Here is a 20368-nt window from a genome sequence, read left to right as displayed (position 1 = left end):
TTTCCCTCAGTGGTCCTGGCCGCGGTCGCGGCGGCCGCGCTCGATGACGACGTGCGACAGGTAGGTGCCAAGCCCGACGATGATGACGGCGAAGATGCCCAGCGCCGCCCCCGGACCGCGCCCGGCCGCCGACTGCATGTAGACGTAGAGGCCGTAGGCCAGCGGCGCGTCGCTCTGCGAATGCACCAGCATGATGGTTGCCGACAGCTCGACCGCCGCGGTGGCGAAGCTGGTGACGAAGCCGGCCAGGATGCCGCCGGACATCAGCGGCACGACGATGCGCCCGACGGTGCGCAGCTTGGTGGCGCCGAGATTCTCGGCCGCCTCCTCCAGCGAGGAGCTGACCTGCTGCAAGGCGGCGGTGCAGGCGCGCAGCGCGTAGGGCAGGCGGCGGATCGCCAGCGCGAAGACCAGGATCAGCCAGAAGTTCGACAGCGGCTGGCCGGTGAAGGGCATCGGCACGCCGTAGAAGCTGCGCAGATAGCCGATGCCCAGCACGACGCCCGGCACCGCCAGCGCCGCCATCGCGATGTAGTCCAGCCATTGCCGGCCCGGCAGCTTGGTGCGCAGGACCAGATAGGCGATGGCGGTGCCGATCACCACGTCGAGCAGTGCCGCCAGCGAGGCGTAGAGCAGCGTGTTGGTGATGTACTGCCCGCTCTCGGAGAAGACGGTGTGGTAGTGCTTCAGCGTGAAGGCATCGGGCAGCGGGCTGAAGGACCAGATGGTGGCGAAGGACAGGAGCCCCAGCCCGACATGCGGCGCCAGCACCAGCACCAGGATCAGCAGCACGATGCCGTAGGCCGCCACCATCTCCAGCGGCTTCAGGCGCCGCTTCGCCAGACCGCCGCCGCCGCGCTGCACCGTGGCGTAGTCCTTGCCGCGCATCGCCAGCGCCGACACCCAGAGCGCCAGCAGCGAGCAGGCGATCAGCACGACGGAGATGACGTAGCCCATCGGGTCGGCGATGCCGATGGAGGAGATGCGCAGGTAGGCCTGCGGCGCCAGCATGTCGTTGACGTTCAGCAGCAGCGGCGTGCCGAGATCGTCGAACACCTTGATGAAGACCAGCGAGGCGCCGGCGACGTAGCCCGGCATCGCCAGCGGGAAGACGATGCGGCGGAACAGGCGGAAGCCGTGGCAGCCGAGATTCTGCGCCGATTCCTCCATCGCCCGGTCGATGTTCTTCAGGCTGGCCGACAGATTGATCAGGATGAAGGGGAAATAATGGATGCTCTGGACGAAGATGACGCCGTTCAGCCCCTCCATGAAGGGGATCGAAAAGCCGAAATGGTCGCGCAGCAGCAAATTAACCGAGCCGTTGCGCCCGAACAGCAGCTGCATCGCCACCGCGCCGATGAAGGGCGGCATGATCAGCGGGATGATGCCCAGGCTCTGGATCAGCACCGAGCCGCGGAACTCGAAGCGCGTGGTCAGGTAGGCCAGCGGCAGCGCCAGCAGGCTCGCCACCACCACCGACATCGCCGAGACGTAGAAGGAGTTGCCGAACGACCGCATGAACAGGTCATTCTGGAAGAAGTCGGCGAAGTTCACCAGGGTGAAGGCGCCGGTCGTCTTGTCCTGAAAGGCGACAAAGATGACCTGGACCACCGGAACGACCAGGAACAGCAGCAGGAATGCGGCGATCAGCAGCGCGGCCAGCGCCGGCCCCGGCCGCACGCGCGCGATGCGGTCGCGCGTGAGCGCAAGTGACGTCATGGAAAGGCCCGTGAACTGGGGAGGAAGGAGGGGACGCGACCGGCGCGTCCCCCATGCACGGCGCGCCAGCGCGTCAGCGCGCCAGGGCAGCCGCCTCGTCGGCCTTCTTGCGGGCGCTGGCGTAGTTCTCCTTGGCGAAGGCGGCCCACTTCTGCTCGACCTGCGCCTGGCGCTCCGGCACTGCGTCCTTGGCCGACTTGCGCTCCACCGTGAAGGCGCCGGCCAGCTGCGGGTCGGCGGCCTGCTCCGCCGTCACCGGCATGGCGGCGACGAGGTCGCGCGCCTCGGCCAGCAGGGCCTTGGCCCTGTCGTTCGGCTTCTTGGCGAGCGCCGCCTCGGCCTTGTGGATGGCCTGCGTCGCCGCCTTGAGGTCGTCGAGCTGGAAGGTGATGAGCTGGTCGAACAGCGCGTCCACCACATTGTAGCGGGCCTGCGAGACGTTGACGTCGAAGTTCACCTGCGCGCCCAGCGACTTGTCCTTGAACGGGTTGGGATAGCCGGCGGGAGCCTTCTCGTAGGTGACCGGGTTGACCGGCAGGCGGCGGATCGCCGGCTCCAGCAGGACCTCCTGCCCCTTGGGCGACAGCAGGAAATCGACGAAGCCCTCGGCGGCTGCCTTGTTGGGGGCGTTCTTCACGACGCCGACATTGGCCGGGACGATGGTGGTGACGGTCGGATAGACGAACTCGACCGGGAAGCCCGAGGCCTGCGACGACAGCGCGAAGAAGTCGATGACGATGCCGACGCCGAAGGCGCCGGAATTCACCCCGTCCGGCACGCCGAAGCTGCGCTCGGTGATGGTGCGGTAGTTGCCGGCCATCTCCTTGTTGGTGCGCCAGCCCTTTTCCCAGCCCTCGCCCTGGAGGATCGTCTCGATGGTCAGGTGCGTCGTGCCGGAGCGCGACGGGGCGGAGATCGCGACATGGTCGTAATAGGCCGGCTTGGTCAGGTCGGCCCATTCCTTGGGGATCGGCAGGTCGTTGGCCTTCATGTAGCGGCTGTTCCACATGATGCCGTAGCCGGACGCGGCGAAGCCGGCATACATCCCCTCGGGATCGTTGACCGGATAGGCGCCGACCTTCTCGGGAATGCCCTCCACCTTGGGCTTGTAGGGCTGGAGCAGCCCGGCTCCCTTCAGCACCTCGAAGGCGTCGGGGGCCGACGCCCAGAACAGGTCGACGCCGTTGTTGGACGCGGTTTCCTGGAGATACTTCACGCCCGCGTTGGTGTTGCGGTTCAGGATCTCGACCGTGACCTTGGGATTGGCCTTCTGGTAGGCCTGCTGGAAGGCGGTCGTCATGTCCTTCGGGAAGGAGGTGACGATGACGAGCTTGCCGCTGGCATCCTGCGCGAAGGCGGCGGTGCCGGACAGCAGCAGGACGGCCAGGGCGGCGGCGGCGTTGCGCAGGTTGAGCGAGGTGCGAAGCATGGGTGTTGTCCCTCCCTTGATGTCTTATGCTCGCCTATTCAGCAATCGGCGTGCCAGACGGTCAGCCCTTGCACGCTCTGGCTTTGCACGGCATCGATGGGTCAGGACGGGAACATCGCCCGGCTTGCCTGGGTAATGCGGGGAACATCCCCGCCCCCCGTTTTTCACTCCTCCGCGAAATCGTCCCGGCTCAGGCCGTGGTGGCGCATCTTCAGGTAGAGGGTCTTGCGGGTGATGCCCAGCTGCTCCGCCGTCTCGCCGACCCGGCCGCCGCAGCGAGCCAGCGCGTCCTCGATCAGCTGCTTCTCGACGCGGTCGAGCCGGTCGGCCAACGGCTCGATCTCCGCCGATCCGGCCATGCCGGCAGTGCCGGCGGTGACGCCGACCGGTGCCAGCCCGTCACCCAGCCCGAGCGCCACCCGCTCGGCGACGTTGCGCAGCTCGCGGACATTGCCGGGCCAGCCATGGGCGGCGAGGCGCGCCAGCAGGGCGGGGTCGAGCGGCGGCGGCGTCCGGCGCGACCGCGCCAGGGCCGCGTCGAGGAAATGGCGGAACAGCAGCGCCACGTCGCCGCGCCGTTCGCGCAGGGGCGGCAGCGGCACGGTGACGACGTTCAGGCGGTAATAGAGATCCTCGCGGAACTTCCCCTCCGCCGCCAGCCGCAGCAAATCCACCTTGGTCGCCGCCACCACCCGCAGATCCAGCGGGATCGTCCGGTTGCCGCCGATCCGCTCGATGGCCCGCTCCTGCAACACGCGCAGCAGCTTGACCTGGAGATGCATCGGCATGCTCTCGATCTCGTCGAGGAACAGGGTGCCGCCCGCCGCATATTCCAGCTTGCCGATGCGCCGCGCCTGCGCCCCGGTGAAGGCGCCCGGCTCGTGGCCGAACAATTCGCTCTCGATGATGGTGTCGGGCATGGCGCCGCAGTTCAGCGCCACGAAATTGCCGGCGCGCCGCCGGCCGCCCTCGTGCAGGCTGCGGGCGACCAGCTCCTTCCCCGTCCCAGTCTCGCCGAACAGCAGCACGTCGACCTCGGCGTCGGCGAGGTTCGCCACGGCGGCCCGCAGATGTTCGATGACCGGCGAACGGCCGATGATCCGCCCCTTCGGCCCGCCTTCCGCCAGCTGCGCCCGCAGGCGGCGGTTCTCCAGCACCAGCCCGCGATGGGCGAGCGCGCGCCGCACCACCTCGACCAGATGGTCGGGCTCGGCCGGCTTCTCGATGAAGTCGTAGGCGCCCTCGCGGACCGCGCGCATCGCCATGGCGATGTCGCCATGGCCGGTGACCAGCACCACCGGCACCTCGGCATCCGCGGCGCGCACCCGCTCCAGCAGGGCGAAGCCGTCCATCCCCGGCATGCGCACGTCGGTCACCACCACGCCGGGCCAGGAGGCGCCGAGCCGGGCCAGCCCGGCCTCCGGCTCCGTCACCGCCTCGACGGCGAAGCCCTCCAGCTCCAGCGTCTGGCGGCTGGAATCGAGCACTTCCGGATCGTCGTCGATCAGCAGGACGGTCATGGCAGAGGCTTTCACGCACGGGTCAATGTGAGGACGAAGGCCGTTCCATCGGGGCCGCTCTCGGCCACCGACAGCACGCCGCCGAAGTCGCGGACGATGTTGTAGGAGATCGACAGGCCGAGACCCAGCCCCGTCCCCACCGGCTTGGTGGTGAAGAAGGGATCGAAGATCTGGGCGACCGGATCGGCGGCGATGCCGGACCCGCTGTCGCGCACCTCGATGCGGACGGCACCACCCTCATCGCCCTCCTCCACAACCTCGGCGCGGATCAGGATGCGGCGGACCGGCGCGCCGGCCACGGCGTCCAGCGCGTTGCTCAGCAGATTGACCAGCACCTGCTCCAGCCGCACCTCCTCGGCGCGGACCCGCAAGGGCATGCCGGAGGCGGGACCGGCGTCCGGCAGCGCCAGCTCGACCGCGACCGCCTCCTCGCGCAGGCGGTTGCCGAACAGCGACAGGGCGCCCTGGATCACCGGCGCCAGCTCCACCGCGCCCAGCCGGCTGTCGGGACGGCGGGCGAAGCGCTTCAGATGGTTGGTGATGTTCGCCATGCGGGCGGTCAGGTCGGCGATCTTGCCGAGATTGCCCTCGGCCTCCTCGACCCGGCCCAGCCCGATCAGCTTGCGCCCGTTGTGAGCGTAGGACCGGATGGCGGCCAGCGGCTGGTTCAGCTCGTGCCCGACCCCGGCGGCGAGCTGGCCGAGCGCCGCCAGCTTGCCGGCCTGCACCAGCTCCGCCTGCGCCTCGCGCAGCTCGCGTTCGGTGCGCTGGTGTTCGGCGATGGCGCGCTCCAGCCGGTCGTTGGTGGCGCGCAGGTCGGTGGTGCGCTCCTGCACCGTGCGCTCCAGCACATGCTGGGCCTCCAGCCGCTCGGTCATGTCGGTGAGGGTGACGATGAAGCGTTGCCGCTGGCGCCGCCAGAAGGGACGGACGCCGACCTGCACCGGAACCGCGCCGCCGTCCGGGCGGCGCCCGGTCGCCAGGATCGACAGGGTGGGCGCCGGACCGTCGGCACCGTCGGGTACTTGAGCGAAGGGCGCCTGCGCGAAGAAGGCCGCGAGGCGGGCGGCGGCCTCCGCATCCAGGCGGTCGGCAAGGCGCCCGGCCTCCCCTGCCTCTCCTTCCTGGCCGCCGGGCGGCGGCGCGATCAGCGCGGCGGCGAGCGGGTTGACGAACTCGATCACGCCCTGCGCGTCGGTGATCGCCAGCCCGGCCTGGGCATTGTCGATGATCGCCTGGGCGTTGGCCTCCTCCACCGCGATGGCGGTGTCGCGGAAGACCAGCAGCGCCGCCGCCATGTCCGACAGCTCGTCGCCGCCGCCGAGCGGAATGTCGGCCTTGAGGTCGCCGGCGGCGATGGCGCGGGCGGCATCGCCCAGCCGGGTCAGGCGGGAGATCAGGTTGCGGTTGACGTAGAGCCAGGCCACCAGCACCGCCACCAGCAGGCTGACCAGCGCACTCGCCAGCAGGGCGGAGCGGCCGAACGCCACCGCCCCGGCGGAGCGCGCGGCGGCGGCGCGGGAATCCCGCTCCACCGCCTGGACCTGCCGGGCGATCAGCCCGTTCAGCCGGGCGACGATGTCGCGGTTCTCCGCCAGCAGGGCCTGTCCGCGCGCCGCCGTCTCCAGCTCTTCCCGGCGCAGCGCCGGCACGCTGCCGTCGGCCCCGCGCGCGAGGTCGAGAAGCTGGCCGACCAGCTGCCGCAGCGAGACGCCGTCCGCCCAGCCGGCCAGCGCCGTCAGGTCGCGTTGCAGCCGGTCGGCGGTCTCGTCCAGGAAGCCGGCATTGTCGTCGAGCAGCTCCGCCGTGGCGAGCGTCGCCGCCCGCGCGACCAGCCCGACCGCGAGGTTTCCGTTGGCGCCGATCTGCAACAGCGCCTCGCTGCGCCGGTTCTCCTCGCGCAGGATGCGGACGGCATCGGCCGACGGCCTCCCGCTCTCCACCGAGGCGAGCGCGCTCTGGATGTTGAAGCGGGCGTCGGCGACCAGCGGATCGATCTCGTCGAGGAAATCGGCATGCAGCCAGCGCAGCCGTTCGATGGCCTCCTGGTTCCGGCGGGCGAGCGCCAGCCGCTGGCGCACCGTGCCGTCCAGCGCCGCCAGATTGCGGCCCAGCGAGTCCACCACCGGGCGCAGGCCGGGAACGCCGCCCTCGATGGCGTCGGTCAGCGCCCTCAGGGTGGTCAGGCGGCGGCCGAGCGCGTCGCGGATCGCGTCCATCTCGTCCTCGGTCCGGCTGCCGGCCAGGATGGGGGCGGTGGCGATGATGGCGCCGCCCTCCTCCGCCAGCTTGGCAGCGACGCCCAGGGCCGGCAGGTGGCTTTCGGCGAACTCGTCCAGCGTGCCGCCCAGCCGGTCGTAGGACAGCCAGCCGAGCGCGCAGGCCACCACCGACAAGGTGGCCACCGCGACGAAGGCCAGGAACAGCCGGGCCCGGATGCCGAAGCGCGGCCTGCCCGCACCGTCGCCCGGCCGGGCCGACAGGCCACCGGGAGAGGGCGTCGCCAGCGCGCTCACGGCCAGACCCCTTCGCCGGCCGCGGCGCGCAGGATCACCAGCGCGCGTTCGGCCGCCGACAGTGCCGTTTCCAGCCGGGCTTGCGAGAAGGCGCGCCATTCCTCCTCCAGCTCGCCCTGCCGGGCGGACACCGGCATGCCGCGCGCCGGCCGGCGCAGGGCGGTGGAGAAGGCCGGGTCGATGGCCTGGGCGGCGTCGACCGGGACCGCCGTCGCCGCCTCGCGGGCGGTGCGCAGCAGGTCGCGCGCGGTCGGATCGGGCGTGGCCGCGAGACGGCTCTCGCCCTGATGGATCAGGTGCCAGACACGGTTGAGCGTCTTCACGCGGAACGTGATCAACTCGTCGAACAGCAGATTGACCAGCTCATAGCGGCGGCCGGACAGGGCGCGGTCGAAGAGGAAGAGGTCGTCGCCGGTCTCCCGCGCGTACGGGAGCGGATAGCCGGCGGGTGCCGCGGCGTAGGCGTCAGGGCGCACCGGCAGGCGCCCGATGTCGGGACGCAGCATCAGGGCCTGCCCGGCCGGCGACAGCAGGAAATCGATGAACAGGTTCGCTCCCGCCGGATTGGGGGCGGTGCGCAGGATCGCCACGCTGGCCGGCAGGAACACGCCGTCGGCCGGATAGGCGAACCGCAGGCCGCCGCTGTCCGGTGTGGTGCCCCCCAATCCCCCGCCCTCGCGCGGCCCGGACTCCTGCCTTGTCCCCTGCCCCAGAAAATCGATGGCGAGCCCGATGCCGAAGCGCCCCTTGCCGACGCCCTCCACCACGCCATAGCTGCGCGCCGTCACGGTCGCCAGATTGCCGGCGATCTCCAGCCATGTCGCCCAGCCGCGCTCCCAGCCATGGAGTTGCAGAACCGTCTCCACCATCAGATGCATGGTGCCGGAGCGCGACGGCGAGGTGATGCCGAGATGCCGGGCATAGCCGGGCCGGCGCAGATCCTCCCAGCGGCGCGGGGCGGCGATGCCATGGCGGTCCAGATAGGACTGGTCCCAGATCAGCCCGTATCCCGACAGCGCGAAGCCGAGATAGAGGCCGTCGGGGTCGTCGATGGGCTGGTTGCCGACGGTCGCCGGAGCACCGGTCGGACGCGGCGCCACCGGCGCCAGCAGCCTGGCGGCCTTCAGCACCTCGAAGGCATCGGGGGCCGAGGCCCAGAAGATGTCGACGTCCTTCGCCACGCGATCCTGCAACTGGGTGATCGCCGCGGTCGTCTTGGTGTTAATCACATGCAGGCGTTGGTCGGGATAGGCCTGCTCGAACGCGTCGCGCACCGGCTCGTAGAAGGCGGCGGGAAAGGAGGTCAGGACGGTGATCGCCTCCGCCCCGCCCGGCAGATCCTGGCCGGAAGCCCCGGCACCCGGCAGCAGCAGGACCATGCCCGCCACCGTCCGCACTGCCCAAACGCCAAGACGACCGACCATGCTGCGTCCACCGACAACGAGTTCCCAATGCGGGACAGCTTGCATGCGGCAGTATTGTTTTGATAGCCAGCAAAATTCCGGCCGATACCGGAGTCCGGTCTCAGCCCCGGCAGGTCAGCCGGCGCCGGTGACCGGCCGGCAACGGCAGCGCGCCATGGACAGCCGCCAGATCGCGCAACCGCTCCGCCACCGGCGGTTCGAACGGGACGACCCGCCGCGTCGTCAGGTCGGCATGGACGGACAGCTGCTCCATCGTCGCGGCCAGCGTGCCGTCGTCGGCGCGGCGCAGTTCCATCAGACTGACGAGACGCTTGGCGTCGGCCTCCAGCAGCCGCAGCGCCAGCGTCAGCGGCGTGCCGGCGATCAGCTCCCGCTTGTAGCTGACCGCGACGTCGACCACGAACAGCCCCTTCCGGGTCTCGCCGGTGTAGGTTTCCCCCAGCCCCCAGCGCTCCTGGAGCACATAGCCGACCTCGTCGAACAGGGCGACATAGCGCGCCATGTTCATGTGGCCGTAGAGGTCGATCCACTCCTCCGCGACCCGCAACGGTCCGGAGGTCAGGATTTCGGTGGGAAGCGGCGGCAGGGCGGGACCGCTCATCCGAACACCCCTGCGTGGGTATCGCGAAGCTGCGCCTTCTGCACCTTGCCCATGCTGTTGCGCGGCAGCTCGTCCACCACCACCACGCGCTTGGGCTGCTTGTAGCGGGCAAGCCGGTCCTTCAGGGCGGCGGCGATGGCGGCCTCGGTGACCGGTGCGGTGCCGTCCGCAACCACGACGGCGACGACGGCCTCGCCGAAATCGGGATGGGGAATGCCGATCACGGCGCTTTCCAGCACGCCGGGCAGCTCGTCGATCTCGCCCTCGACCTCCTTGGGATAGACGTTGAAGCCGCCGCTGATGATCAGGTCCTTGCCGCGCCCGACGATGTGGACATAGCCCCGCCCGTCGACACGGCCGAGGTCGCCGGTGATGAAGAAACCATCCGGCCGGAACTCCGCCGCCGTCTTCTCCGGCATGCGCCAGTAGCCCTTGAAGACGTTGGGGCCGCGCACCTCGATGGCGCCGATGGCGTCGCCCGGCAGCGGCACGCCGGTTGCCGGGTCGGCGATGCGCAGCCCGACACCCGGCAGCGGGAAGCCGACGGTGCCGGCCACGCGGTCGCCGTCATAGGGGTTGGAGGTCAGCATGCCGGTCTCGGTCATGCCGTAGCGCTCCAGGATGCGGTGGCCGGTGCGCTCCTCCCAGGCGCGGTGGGTCTCGGCCAGCAGCGGGGCGGAGCCGGAAACGAACAGCCGGATCGTCCGGCACGCTTCGGGCGTCAACCCCTCCTGGCCGAGCAGGCGGGTGTAGAAGGTCGGCACCCCCATCATCACCGTGGCGGCCGGCAGCCGGGCCAGCACGTCGGCCGGGTCGAAGCGCGGCAGCAGGACCATCGAGGCGCCGGACAGCAGCACGAGGTTGCAGGCGACGAACAGCCCGTGGGTGTGGAAGATCGGCAGGGCGTGCAGCAGCACGTCGTCCGGCCCGAAGCGCCATTCGGACTGGAGCACCCGCGCGTTGGACAGCAGGTTCTCCTGCGTCAGCATCGCCCCCTTCGACCGCCCGGTGGTGCCCGAGGTGTAGAGGATGGCGGCCAGATCGTCCGGCCCGCGCGCGACGGTGGCGAACTCCTCCGGCTGTCCGGCCGCCGCCTCGGTCAGGCTGCCCTGCCCGCGCGCGTCCAGCGTGCGCACCGCGACGGCCCCGGCCAGCGCCGTGATGGCGTCGAGACGCGCCGGGTCGCAGACCACCAGGGCCGGTTCGGCGTCGCCGACGAAATAGCTCAGCTCCGCCGGGGTGTAGGCAGTGTTCAGCGGCAGATAGACCATCCCGGCCCGCAGGCAGGCGAGATACAGCACCAGCGCCTCGACCGACTTCTCGACCTGCACGGCGACGCGGTCGCCGGGACGCACACCGGCGGCGGCCAGCGCGTTCGCCATGCGGCCGGTGGCGGCGCGCAGAGCGCCATAGGAGAGGCGTCCGCCGTCCGCCGTCTCGATGGCAAGGCGGGACTGATCGATGACCGGGTTCAGCAGATGGTCGAAAAGGGTGTGGTTGGGCAAGGTGTGGGACATGGTCGGGTTCCGCGATGGCCGGGAGCCGGGCGGCGCCGCCCCGGATGGTGAAATTCAGGAGATCGGGCTATCAGGAGGTCGACTGGGCCTCCGACGGCGGGAACACGTCGCGCAGCCATTGCCGGATCGCGGCGATGACCGGCGTGTTCCATTTCTGCGCCGGGGCGATGAGGTAATAGCCGCCGATGGTGACGTCGCTGCGCACCATCTCCACCAGTTCGCCGCTGGCGAGATTGTCGATGACCAGCAGGTCGCTGACCAGCGCCACCCCGCGCCCGAGCCGGGCGGCCTCGATGGTCAGATGGGCCTGCCACAGGCGCGGACCGCGCAGCCGCGGCAGGTCGCCGACGCCGGCCTCCTCCAGCCACGCCTCCCACATGCCGGTGGACTGCTCGTGGATCAGCGGCAGCCCGACCAGATCGGCGGCGGTCCGCACGTCGGGATAGCGCGCCTTGAACTCCGGGCTGGCGATGGCGAGGATGCGCGGCTTGGCGAACATCTCGGCGCGCAGCCCCTCGGCGACGGTGGCGGCACCGTCCTCCAGATACATGATCTCGACATCGGCCTCGCCGCGGCTGAAATCGGGCCGGGCGGAGGTCGGTTGCAGGATCACCTCGCGCCCGTCCATCGCCGCCTCCAGGTCCGGCAGCCGGCCGAGCAGGCGGCGCGAGGCCAGACCGGCGAGGCAGCAGATGTGCACCGCCTCGATCCCGCCGTTGCGCAGCTCGTTGCTGGCGTCGGCGATCAGATCGAAGGCGCGGTGCATCTGGGCGGCGAAGCGGGTGCCCTCGCGGGTCAGGGACAGGCCCCGCCCCGACTTGGCCACCAGCTTGACGCCGACGGACTGCTCCAGGTTCTGGATGTGGCGGGACACCACGGTGTGCGACACCGCCAGTTCGTCGGCGGCGGCGCGCACGGTGCCCAGCCGGGCGAAGACGTCGAAGGCGCGAAGCGCGAGGAGCGGAGGAAGGCGGCGCGCCATGCGGGGCTGGGTCATTGGGGCGGTATAAGGCGGAGCGGTGTGCAACGGGGCGGATCCGATGCCATCATGAAGCATTTTCGCCAGCACCGCACGCGCCCCGTTTCCGGCCATTTCCTTCGGCACCCGCCCGCCCATCCTCACACCACCGCGGCGCTGCGCAGCGCCTCGATGTCGGCGGCGGCAAAGCCCAGCTCGGCCAGAATGGCGTCGGTGTGCTCGCCCAGCCGCGGCGCCGGGGCCTCGGCCGCCAGGGGAGCGCCCTGCATGTGGATCGGCACGGCGGCGAAGCGCTTGCCGGAGTTCGGCGGCACCTCCACCACCATGCCGCGGTGAACCACCTGCGGGTCGACCAGCGCGTCGGCCACGCTGTTGATCGGGCTGGACGGCACGTCCGCCGCCTCCAGCCGCTCCAGCCACTCGTCGCGGGTGCGTCCGGCGAAGACCGGAATCAGCAGCGGCTCAAGCTCCGCATGGTGCGCGTTGCGCAGGGAGCCGGTGAGGAAGCGCGGGTCGGCGAGCAGATGTTCCAGCCCCATGGCGCCGACCAGCCGCTCCCACTGTTCGTTGGTGTCGACGCAGACGGCGATGGGCTTGTCGGCGGTGGGGAAGGACTGGAAGGGGGCGATCAGCGGATGGCGGCTGCCCAGCGCGCGCGGCACGTCGCCGGCATTCAGATAGCGGGCGATGGCGTTCTCCATCAGCGCCAGCTGGCAATCCAGCATCGCCACGTCGATGAAGCTGCCCTCCCCGGTGGCGGCCCGCTTCTGCAAGGCCGACAGGATGCCGATGGTGGCGAACAGGCTCGACCCGATGTCGCCGATGGAGGCGCCGACGCGGGCCGGCTGGCCGCCGGGCTCGCCGGTGATGCTCATCATGCCGGACATCGCCTGGGCCACCACGTCGAAGCAGGGCCGGTGGCGGTAGGGGCCGTCCTGCCCGAAGCCGGAGATCGAGGCGTAAACCAGTTTCGGGTTGACCGGCTTCAGGTCGTCGTAGCCCAGCCCCAGCCGGTCCATCGTGCCGGCCCGGTTGTTCTCCACCAGCACGTCGCTGGTGGCGACGATGCGCCTGAAGATCTCCTTTCCCTTCTCCTCCTTCAAGTTGAGCGTAAGGCTCCGCTTGTTGCGGTTGACGCTCATGAAGTAAATGCTCTCGTCGTCGCTGAAGGGGGCGATGACGCGGGTGAAATCGCCCTTGCCCGGACGCTCGATCTTGATGACGTCGGCGCCCAGCGCGCCGAGCAGCCAGGTGCTGTAGGGGCCGGCCAACATGTGGGTGAGATCGACAACGCGCACGCCGGCCAGCGGGCCGTCCCGGCGTTGGGTTTCCGTGTTGGTCATGAGCGGTCCTTCGGGGCTGCCGGACGCCGGTGGTCCGGGCCGGAGATGGCCGCGCCGCAAGGCGCCGACCAGGGTTTGGACGGGAAAGGCATGCCCAAAGGCTTGCGCCGCGGCGCTCCGAAAACAATCGCTTAGTTTGGCCCAATCCGGTGCAGCAAACGCACCGGACGGCCGCCGGCCATTGGTGCGCTCCATGCACCGGAGCGCACACTTTTTTCTGCTTGTGACACGGAGGGTGTCCGGTATTCTCGATCTTGCCGGGAGCGCACCGGCGGCGATCGAGTTCTATGATGGATGCCGGGACATCTTCGCGTTCCCCGTGCCGCCCCATCGCCTCGTCTTCCAATACTTGTTCGATGGACCCCTCTTTGCACGCCGGCGCTCCGCCGCCGGCGCCAGGGCTCCTGCAACCGTGAAAGGACGACCAGCGCGTGAAGCAGCTTTCGGGCAAGACCGCCATCGTCGGCGCCTATGAGTCCCCCCGCCGGGACGCACCGCGCGTCCATCCCTTCGCCCTCCAGATGGAGTGCATCCTGGGCGCGCTCGACGATTCCGGGCTGACGCTGACGGATGTGGACGGGCTTTGCGCGGCGTCCGGCGACTGGGCCGAGGGCGGCGGCACGATGGACGTCATCGAGCTGGCCGAATATATCGGCATCCAGCCGACCTACGTGAACAGCACCGACGTCGGCGGCTGCTCCTACATCTTGCAGGCCGGTCAGGCCGCCGCCGCCATCGCCGCCGGGCTGGCCGAGGTCGTGGTCATCAGCTATGCCGCCTGCCCGCGCTGGTGGCCGCTCTCCACCCCGTCCTTCGATCCCTTCGTCTTCCCGGCCGGGCCGGGCCAGTACGAGATCCCCTATGCACCGACGCTGATCTCCACCTACGGCCTGTTCGCCCGCCGCCATATGGACCTTTACGGCACGACGCCGGAGCAGCTGGCCCAGGTCGCCGTCACCTTCCGCGGCCACGCCGCCGCCAACCCCCAGGCCCGGCTGCGCAAGCCGATCACGGTGGAGGACGTGCTGGCCTCGCCGACGATCGCCTCGCCGCTGCACCGGCTGGACTGCTGCGTCGTCACCGACGGCGGCGGCGCGCTGGTGATGACCAGCCGCGAACGGGCGCGCGATTTGAAGCGCCGCCCGGTCTATCTGGCCGGCTATGGCGCCGCCGTCGCCCGGACCCAGAACAGCCAGATCCCCGACGACCTCTCCACCCCCGCCGCCCTGTCCGGCCCGCGCGCCTTCGCCATGGCCGGGATGACCCCCGCCGACATCGACGTGGCGCAGATCTACGACGCCTTCACCATCACGCCGATGCTGGCGCTGGAGGATCTGGGCTTCTGTGGGCGCGGCGAGAGCGGCCCCTTCGTCGCGGCCGGCAATCTGGCGGCCGATGGCGGCAGCCTGCCGACCAACACCGACGGCGGCGGCCTGTCCTCCAACCATCCGGGCAAGCGCGGCATCTTCACCCTGATCGAAAGCGTCCGCCAGCTGCGCGGCGACGCCCCGGGCATCCAGGTGCCGGACGCCAAGGTCGCGCTGGCCCATGGACTGGGCGGCACCTTCTGTTCCGCCGCCACCGCCATCCTCGCCGTGTAAGGGGGCATCCATGACCGACGTGACGACAACCGCCATGACCGTTCTGCCCATCCCCGACGAAACCTCCGCCCCCTTCTGGGAGGCGGCGCGCGAGGGACGCTTCCTGATCCAACGCTGCCCGGAGACCGGGCTGTACCAGTGGTACCCGCGCGCCCACTCCATCCACGCCCCCCACGCCACCCCCGAATGGGTCGAGGCGAGCGGACGCGGCGAGCTTCTCAGCTATTCCGTCGTCCATCGCGGCAACACGCGTGGCAATCCCTACACCTGCGCCCTGGTCCGGCTGGAGGAGGGCGTCACAATCTTCTCGCGGGTCGAGGGCATCGCCGAAGGCGATCTTCGCGCCGGTCTGCCGCTGGCTGTCGCCTTCCATCGCCTGGACGAGACCATCAGCCTGCCGATCTTCCGCCCCCCCGGCGACGCATCAGGGAGCGACGCATGACCGAGACCATCCACCTCGACGACATCGAACCGGGCGCCCGCGCGCTGTCCAGCCGCGTCACCGTGACCGAGGCGCACATCGTCTGGTTCGCCGGGCTGACCGGCGACTTCAACCCGCTGCATATGGACGCCGAGGCGGCCAGGGCAAACGGCTTCGGCCGTACCATCGCCCACGGCATGCTGACCCATTCGATGAGCACCGGCCTGCGCTCCGCCATCGACGACTGGGCGATCCTGGCTTTCCTGGAGACCCGCCGCCGCTTCGTCGGCCCGGTCTTCGCCGGCGACACCATTCAATACGAGGCCGAGGTGCTGGAGGTCCGCCCCAGCGCGTCGAAGCCCGACCGCGGCATCGTCCGCGTCGGCATCACCGTCCGCAACCAGACGGGCGACACCGTGCAGGAGGGGGAGGATGTCTTCTCCATCGGACGCCAGGCCAAGGGGCAGGTGACGGCATGAGCATGCAGGATCGTCTGACGGGCCGCACGGCCTTCGTGACCGGCGGCGGCGGCGGCATCGGCCGCGCGGTGTGCGGGCGGCTGGCGGCCGAGGGCGCCGCCGTCATCGTCGCCGACATCGGGCTGGAACCGGCCGGGCGGGTCGCCGCGGACTTGCGCGACGGCGGCGCCGACGCCTTTGCCGTACAGCTCGACGTGGCCGACCGGGCGAGCTGGGAGGCGGCCGTCGCCGCCCTGCCCGAGCCGTTCCGCGCCGTCGACATCCTGGTCAACGTCGCCGGCATCGTCCGCGACCGCTCGCTCGTGAAGATGAGCGACGCGGACTGGAGCGCCGTCCTCGACGTCAACCTGCGCGGCACGTGGCTCGGCTGCCAGACGGCGTTCAGGCTGGTCGGCGACCGCGGCTGGGGCCGCATCGTCAACATCGCCTCCACCGCCATGCTCGGCACCTTCGGGCAGGCCAACTACTCGGCCTCCAAGGCCGGCGTGGTCGGGCTGACGCGGACGGCGGCGCTGGAAGGCGCCCGGCGCGGCATCCTGGTCAACGCCGTCGCCCCCGGTGTGGTCGAGACCAGCATCGTCGAGGGCGTGCCGGAGGCGATCCGAGCGCAATGGGTCGGCAAGACCCCCATCGGCCGCCTCGGCAAGCCGGAGGAGATCGCCGCCATCGTCGCCTTCCTGGCGTCGGACGATGCCTCCTACATCACCGGCCAGACCATCGTCGCCGACGGCGGCGCCACCACCGGCGACTACTGAGCACGAAAACCAACCAAGCCGAAAACGGCATACTCGCAACACCGAACAGGGACGACGAACATGACGGACATCTCTCGCCGCGGGCTTCTGAAGACGGGTGGACTGGCCGGGGCGGCGCTGCTGTCCGGCGGCCTCGCCGGAACCGGCTTCGCCCGGCTGGCGGCAGCACAAGACGATCCGCTCTACGCCGCCGCCCGCAAGGAAGGCGCGCTGACGCTCTATTGGGGCTCCTACGAGCAGCAGACGATGGAGGCGATCCGCGACGCCTTCAAGGCGAAGTATCCGGGCATCGAGGTCCAGCTTCTCCGCCAGGCCTCGCAGACCGTCTACACCCGCCTGCGGCTGGAATTGCAGAACGGCGTCGCCGAATGCGACTCCCTGGGCACCACCAACCTGCTGCACTACACCGAACTGAAGAAGATCGGCGCGCTCGCCGCCTACGACCCGCCCGACGCGGCCATGCTGCCCGCCGCCTTCAAGGGGCTGGACAAGGACGCCATGTACCATGTCGGCGCCATCAGCCTGACCAGCATCAACTACGCGCCGGGCAAGGTCTCCGCCCCGCCGACGAGCTGGATGGCGCTGCTGGAGGACCAGTGGAAGGGCAAGATCACCACCGGCAGCCCCGCCTTCTCCGGCGACGTGGCGAGCTGGGTGGTCGCCATCCGCCGCAAGTACGGCGACGACTACCTGCGCCGCTTCGGCCAGCAGAAGCCGAAGGTCGGCCAGTCCAACGTCGACACCGTCACCGACATCCTGGCCGGCGAGCGCGTGGTCGGATCCGGCGCGCCCTTCAGCTACACGCTGACCCAGAAGGCGGCGGGCAACCCCATCGACGTCAGCGTGCCGACCGACGACGCCATCCTTAACCTCGGCCTGACCGGCATCCCGGTGAAGGCGCCCCACCCCAACGCCGCCCGGCTGTTCACCAACTTCCTCTATTCCAGGGAGGTCTCCGACATCCTGTCGAAGAACTACTGGCCGACGCTGCGCACCGACGTCGCCTGGGCCGAGGGCCGCTCGCTGGACCAGTTGAAATGGTACCGCAACAGCGGCGACGACCTCGCCGCCGAAGTGGCCGAGGGCATCGCCAAGTGGAAGGAGCTGGTGCGCTAGCCTCCCCGAAAGGTTCCAAATCCCGGACCGGCGGCGGTTGCCACCCGGCCGCAGGTTCGGGAACACTCCATCATGCTGGGCCGCAGGGCCCATCCCTGGCAACGGGAGGCGGACCCAATGGGGGTCATTTCAACCAGTTCCCGCGACGCCGAATCCCGGCCCGTCATGGCGCGGGTGCCGCTCGTCAAGGCGGCGGTCCTCGGCGCCGTCATCCTTCTCCTGGCGCTGCTGGTGGTCCAGCCCTTCGGCTGGGTGCTGTTCAACAGCCTGCACGACGACGCGACCGGCGCCTGGACCCTGAACAACTACGCGCGCGTCGTCCAGTCGGCCGAGCTGGTCGAGCCGCTGGTCAATTCCCTGATCCTGGCCGCCGCCACGGCGCTGATCGCGGTCGGCATCGGCGTGCCGCTGGCCTGGCTGGTGTCGCGCACCGACCTGCCGTTTCGCCGCACCATCCGCGTCCTGACGCTGACCGCCTTCGTCACTCCGTCCTTCATCGGCGCCACCGGCTGGATCCTGCTGGCCGCGCCCAATTCGGGCTGGCTCAACACCGCGTGGCGCTGGCTGGCCGGCGAGGGCGCCGGGGCGCCGCTGAACATCTATTCGATGGCCGGCGCCATCTTCGTCTGCGGCATCTACACCGTCCCCTACAGCTTCACCATGGTGTCGAGCGCGCTCGACGAGATGGCGGTGGAGCTGGAGGACGCGGCGACGACGCTCGGCTGCGGCGTGCTGCGGACGATGGTCAGCATCACCATCCCGCTGGCCGCACCGGCGGTGATCGCCAGCTTCATCCTGTCCTTCATCCAGGGTCTGACGCTGTTCGGCGTCCCGGCCTTCCTGCTGACGCCGACCGGCATCCCGGTGGTCACCACCAAGCTGGCCGAGTTCTACCAGCTGTTCCCGCCAGAGATTTATCTGGCCGCCGCCTACTGCATGCCGCTGCTGCTGGTCACCGGCGCCCTGTTCTGGATGCGCCGCCGCTATCTCGGCCGCAAGCAGTACGTCACCATCTCCGGCAAGACGCGCGCCGGGCGGCAGATCCGGCTCGGCGGCTGGCGCTGGCCCGCGCTGTTCCTCGCCCTGCTGGTGCCGCTGGTGTCGGTCTTCCTGCCCTACGCCGCCCTGCTGACGGTGTCGCTGACCCGCGCCTGGGGCCAGGGTCTGAGCTGGGAGAACCTGTCGCTTTACTGGTACTGGTGGGCGATCTTCGGCAATTCGGAAACCCACACCGCCATCGTCAACTCGCTGGTCTATTCGACGCTGGGGGCGACGCTGTGCGTGGCGCTCGGCACGCTGGTCGCCTACATCGTCGAGCGGCGGCTGATGGTCGGCGCCTCCCTGCTGGGGGCGGTAGCGACGGTGCCCATCGTCATCCCCGGCATCGTCCTGTCGGTCGGCTTCTTCGCCGCCTACACCCGCGCGCCCCTCAACCTCTATGGCACGCCGCTGCTGCTGATCGCCGCCTTCGCCGCCACCTTCCTGCCCATCGCCTATTCCCATGGCGGGTCGATCCTGAAGGGCATCGGGCCGGAGCTGGAGCGCGCCGCCCGCAGCCTGGGCGCCGGCGAGGCGCGGACCTTCCTGTCGATCACCCTGCCGCTGATGGGCGGCGGGCTGGTGTCGGGCTGGTTCCTGGTCTTCATCCCGATCATCCGCGAGCTGTCGGTCGCCGTCTTCCTGATCACGCCGAAGACCAACGTGATGACCACGCTGATCTACAACGCCAAGGACGGCGGCAATTACGAAGCCGTCTGCGCGATGAGCGTCCTTCTCCTCCTGATCACGCTGTTCCTCGTGGCGGTGGCCCGCCCGCTCGCCGGGTTGACCGGCGCCCGGCGCACCTCCCGCAAGACCGCCACGGCGGCCGGAGTTCCCTCATGAGCGGCATCCGCATCACCAATCTGCGCAAGTCCTTCGGCAGCTACACCGCGCTACGCGGCATCGACCTCCAGGTTCCCAACGGCACGCTGCTGGCGCTGCTGGGACCGTCGGGCTGCGGGAAATCGACCACCCTGCAATTGCTGGCCGGCTTCGAAAGCCCGACCGAGGGCGAGATCTGGGCCGACGACGTGCTGCTCTCCTCGCCGCGCGGGGTGCTGCCGCCGGAGCGGCGCGGCATCTCGCTGGTCTTCCAGAACTACGCGGTCTGGCCGCACAAGACGGTGGCCGAGAATGTCGCCTTCGGGCTGAGCATCCGCCGCCTGCCCAAGGCCGAGATCGCCGAGCGGCTGACCCGCGCCCTGCGCACCGTCCGGCTGGAGGCCCTGCGCGACCGCTACCCGTCCGAGCTGTCGGGCGGCCAGCAGCAGCGCGTGGCGCTGGCCCGCGCGCTGGTGGTGGAGCCCTCCATCCTGCTGCTCGACGAGCCGCTGTCCAATCTCGACGCCCATCTGCGCGAGGAGATGCGCTTCGAGATCCGGCAGGTCCACGACCTCCTGGGCATCACCACCGTCTATGTCACCCACGACCAGTCGGAGGCGCTGGTCACCGCCGACCGCATCGCCGTGATGAAGGCGGGGGCGGTCCAGCAGTTCGGCACGCCCGAGGACGTGTTCGAGCGGCCAGCCAACGCCTTCGTCGCCCGCTTCATCGGCTCGAACAACGAGCTGCCCGGCACTGGCGAGGGCGAGGGCAGCATCCGCATCGGCGACCGCGTGCTGACCGCGCCCGACCGCAGCGGGGTGGCGCGCGGCGGTTCCGTCTCGCTCTGCGTGCGCCCCTCCAAGGTGCGGCTGGACGATGACGGCGGCCTGTCCTGCAACAGCCTGCCCGGCACAATCGTCCGTTCCGCCTATCTCGGCGAGCATCGCGACGTGCTGGTCGACATCGGCGAGGGACGGACGATCCGCGCCTTCGTGCCGCCGGAGCGGCGTTACGGACCGGGTGCGGTGACGACAGTCCATCTCCCCATCGACGCCTGCCAGATCCTGGCCCCCTCCGCCTGA

16 protein-coding genes are annotated in these 20368 nt (G+C 70.2%); 7 read left to right on the top strand and 9 right to left on the bottom strand.

Annotation, left to right across the window (positions count from 1 at the left end):
• Nucleotides 1-6: 6 nt before the first annotated feature.
• The 9 genes from VH569_RS20220 to VH569_RS20180 all read right to left on the bottom strand — a co-directional run bounded on the left by VH569_RS20220 (nt 7) and on the right by VH569_RS20180 (nt 13048).
• Nucleotides 7-1719 (bottom strand): ABC transporter permease, encoded by a 1713-nt coding sequence (locus tag VH569_RS20220; RefSeq protein WP_109446916.1) that lies wholly within the window; start codon nt 1717-1719, stop codon nt 7-9.
• Nucleotides 1720-1792: 73 nt separating this feature from the next.
• Nucleotides 1793-3148 (bottom strand): extracellular solute-binding protein, encoded by a 1356-nt coding sequence (locus tag VH569_RS20215; RefSeq protein ID WP_423317354.1) that lies wholly within the window; start codon nt 3146-3148, stop codon nt 1793-1795.
• A gap of 164 nt (nt 3149-3312) precedes the next feature.
• Nucleotides 3313-4668, bottom strand: a complete 1356-nt coding sequence (locus tag VH569_RS20210; protein WP_423317352.1) for a sigma-54-dependent transcriptional regulator — start codon at nt 4666-4668, stop codon at nt 3313-3315.
• 11 nt (nt 4669-4679) lie between these two features.
• A complete protein-coding gene (locus tag VH569_RS20205; RefSeq protein WP_423317351.1) occupies nt 4680-7184 on the bottom strand; it encodes an ATP-binding protein in 2505 nt (834 codons plus the stop codon).
• Nucleotides 7181-8608 carry an ABC transporter substrate-binding protein gene (locus VH569_RS20200; RefSeq protein WP_423317349.1) on the bottom strand — a complete coding sequence of 476 codons (1428 nt, stop codon included), beginning with the start codon at nt 8606-8608 and terminating at the stop codon, nt 7181-7183. The genes VH569_RS20205 and VH569_RS20200 overlap by 4 nt, the downstream gene beginning before the upstream one ends.
• A gap of 100 nt (nt 8609-8708) precedes the next feature.
• Nucleotides 8709-9209, bottom strand: a complete 501-nt coding sequence (locus VH569_RS20195) for a thioesterase family protein (RefSeq protein ID WP_423317347.1) — start codon at nt 9207-9209, stop codon at nt 8709-8711.
• Entirely contained in the window at nt 9206-10726 is a 1521-nt protein-coding gene (locus VH569_RS20190; RefSeq protein WP_423317346.1) for a malonate--CoA ligase, read from the bottom strand. The genes VH569_RS20195 and VH569_RS20190 overlap by 4 nt, the downstream gene beginning before the upstream one ends.
• Nucleotides 10727-10796: 70 nt before the next feature.
• Entirely contained in the window at nt 10797-11708 is a 912-nt protein-coding gene (locus VH569_RS20185; protein ID WP_423317345.1) for a LysR substrate-binding domain-containing protein, read from the bottom strand.
• A gap of 137 nt (nt 11709-11845) precedes the next feature.
• Nucleotides 11846-13048 (bottom strand): CaiB/BaiF CoA transferase family protein, encoded by a 1203-nt coding sequence (locus tag VH569_RS20180; RefSeq protein ID WP_423317344.1) that lies wholly within the window; start codon nt 13046-13048, stop codon nt 11846-11848.
• A gap of 431 nt (nt 13049-13479) precedes the next feature.
• Between VH569_RS20180 and VH569_RS20175 the strand changes: the two genes are divergently transcribed.
• The 7 genes from VH569_RS20175 (at nt 13480) to VH569_RS20145 (ending at nt 20368) form a co-directional block, all read left to right on the top strand.
• Complete coding sequence (locus VH569_RS20175) at nt 13480-14649, top strand: thiolase C-terminal domain-containing protein (protein ID WP_423317342.1); 1170 nt, start codon at nt 13480-13482, stop codon at nt 14647-14649.
• A gap of 10 nt (nt 14650-14659) precedes the next feature.
• Entirely contained in the window at nt 14660-15091 is a 432-nt protein-coding gene (locus VH569_RS20170; RefSeq protein WP_423317340.1) for a Zn-ribbon domain-containing OB-fold protein, read from the top strand.
• Complete coding sequence (locus tag VH569_RS20165; RefSeq protein ID WP_377811038.1) at nt 15088-15549, top strand: MaoC family dehydratase; 462 nt, start codon at nt 15088-15090, stop codon at nt 15547-15549. The genes VH569_RS20170 and VH569_RS20165 overlap by 4 nt, the downstream gene beginning before the upstream one ends.
• Nucleotides 15546-16304, top strand: a complete 759-nt coding sequence (locus tag VH569_RS20160) for an SDR family oxidoreductase (protein ID WP_423317338.1) — start codon at nt 15546-15548, stop codon at nt 16302-16304. Before VH569_RS20165 ends, VH569_RS20160 begins: the two co-directional genes overlap by 4 nt.
• Before the next feature lie 60 nt (nt 16305-16364).
• Nucleotides 16365-17420 carry an extracellular solute-binding protein gene (locus VH569_RS20155; protein ID WP_423317336.1) on the top strand — a complete coding sequence of 352 codons (1056 nt, stop codon included), beginning with the start codon at nt 16365-16367 and terminating at the stop codon, nt 17418-17420.
• A gap of 117 nt (nt 17421-17537) precedes the next feature.
• A complete protein-coding gene (locus tag VH569_RS20150) occupies nt 17538-19304 on the top strand; it encodes an ABC transporter permease (protein ID WP_423317334.1) in 1767 nt (588 codons plus the stop codon).
• A complete protein-coding gene (locus tag VH569_RS20145) occupies nt 19301-20368 on the top strand; it encodes an ABC transporter ATP-binding protein (RefSeq protein WP_423317332.1) in 1068 nt (355 codons plus the stop codon). The genes VH569_RS20150 and VH569_RS20145 overlap by 4 nt, the downstream gene beginning before the upstream one ends.

The organism is Azospirillum sp. 11R-A (assembly GCF_049472615.1).
Lineage (GTDB): Bacteria > Pseudomonadota > Alphaproteobacteria > Azospirillales > Azospirillaceae > Azospirillum > Azospirillum palustre.
The sequence above is the reverse complement of the archived record's forward strand: the minus strand, read 5'-3'. Positions and strand labels throughout refer to the sequence as shown.

Excerpts from the sequence above, each read along its gene's own strand:
- VH569_RS20220 (WP_109446916.1), bottom strand. The coding sequence starts at position 1,719 with ATGACGTCACTTGCGCTCACGCGCGACCGCATCGCGCGCGTGCGGCCG.
- VH569_RS20215 (WP_423317354.1), bottom strand. The coding sequence starts at position 3,148 with ATGCTTCGCACCTCGCTCAACCTGCGCAACGCCGCCGCCGCCCTGGCC.
- VH569_RS20210 (WP_423317352.1), bottom strand. The coding sequence starts at position 4,668 with ATGACCGTCCTGCTGATCGACGACGATCCGGAAGTGCTCGATTCCAGC.
- VH569_RS20200 (WP_423317349.1), bottom strand. The coding sequence starts at position 8,608 with ATGGTCGGTCGTCTTGGCGTTTGGGCAGTGCGGACGGTGGCGGGCATG.
- VH569_RS20195 (WP_423317347.1), bottom strand. The coding sequence starts at position 9,209 with ATGAGCGGTCCCGCCCTGCCGCCGCTTCCCACCGAAATCCTGACCTCC.
- VH569_RS20190 (WP_423317346.1), bottom strand. The coding sequence starts at position 10,726 with ATGTCCCACACCTTGCCCAACCACACCCTTTTCGACCATCTGCTGAAC.
- VH569_RS20185 (WP_423317345.1), bottom strand. The coding sequence starts at position 11,708 with ATGGCGCGCCGCCTTCCTCCGCTCCTCGCGCTTCGCGCCTTCGACGTC.
- VH569_RS20180 (WP_423317344.1), bottom strand. The coding sequence starts at position 13,048 with ATGACCAACACGGAAACCCAACGCCGGGACGGCCCGCTGGCCGGCGTG.
- VH569_RS20170 (WP_423317340.1), top strand. The coding sequence starts at position 14,660 with ATGACCGACGTGACGACAACCGCCATGACCGTTCTGCCCATCCCCGAC.
- VH569_RS20165 (WP_377811038.1), top strand. The coding sequence starts at position 15,088 with ATGACCGAGACCATCCACCTCGACGACATCGAACCGGGCGCCCGCGCG.
- VH569_RS20160 (WP_423317338.1), top strand. The coding sequence starts at position 15,546 with ATGAGCATGCAGGATCGTCTGACGGGCCGCACGGCCTTCGTGACCGGC.
- VH569_RS20155 (WP_423317336.1), top strand. The coding sequence starts at position 16,365 with ATGACGGACATCTCTCGCCGCGGGCTTCTGAAGACGGGTGGACTGGCC.
- VH569_RS20150 (WP_423317334.1), top strand. The coding sequence starts at position 17,538 with ATGGGGGTCATTTCAACCAGTTCCCGCGACGCCGAATCCCGGCCCGTC.
- VH569_RS20145 (WP_423317332.1), top strand. The coding sequence starts at position 19,301 with ATGAGCGGCATCCGCATCACCAATCTGCGCAAGTCCTTCGGCAGCTAC.